The sequence below is a fragment of the Pseudoalteromonas sp. J010 genome (genome assembly GCF_003934235.1).
In the GTDB taxonomy this organism is placed as follows: Bacteria; Pseudomonadota; Gammaproteobacteria; order Enterobacterales; family Alteromonadaceae; genus Pseudoalteromonas; species Pseudoalteromonas peptidolytica.
This window is the reverse complement of record NZ_RDBW01000086.1, coordinates 1-526: the sequence shown is the minus strand read 5'-3', so window position 1 is coordinate 526 and position 526 is coordinate 1. Positions and strand designations below refer to the sequence as shown.

Annotated in this window: 2 pseudogenes; both read right to left on the bottom strand. The window is 42.8% G+C overall.

What is annotated here, in order from left to right:
* A pseudogene (locus EAG18_RS22070) lies at positions 1–151 on the bottom strand (transposase); the annotation flags it as partial.
* 95 nt (positions 152–246) lie between these two features.
* Positions 247–471: pseudogene (locus tag EAG18_RS22065) on the bottom strand (transposase); the annotation flags it as partial.
* Between the last annotated feature and the right edge of the window lie 55 nt (positions 472–526).

Below are 526 nucleotides of genomic sequence, written 5' to 3'. Positions count from 1 at the left end.
GCTTTTCTTCAACCCAATCCCTGCGGTGTTCGTATGATTTACCAGTAAATTTATCTTCGCCACAGAGAAATGCGCGCCTGACGCAACGGGAGATACAGTGATAATATTTGGTGTCGGTTAAACTGATTTGTCTTTTACGGGCAGTTGCCATCGTTTGGTTTCCTCAATCCATTGAGTGCAGAATTAAAGCTTAGGCGGTATCATAGGAAGGTGCAAATTAGAGGTGGGTGTCTGGTTTAAATGTTATCGTATCACAATCGCTTCATCGGACAGACGTTTCGCCTTGTTGTCATCAACATATAAAACAATGTGAGTATGATTGCTCATCACTGCATAAGCACAAACATCAATGCAAAATACGGAAGCCAACATCAATAGCTTTTCTTCAACCCAGTCCCGGCGGTGCTCGTATGATTTTCCGGTAAATTTATCTTCGCCACAGAGAAATGCGCGCCTGACGCAACGGGAGATACAGTGATAATATTTGGTGTCGGTTAAACGTGTCGGTTAAACTGATTTGTCTTTT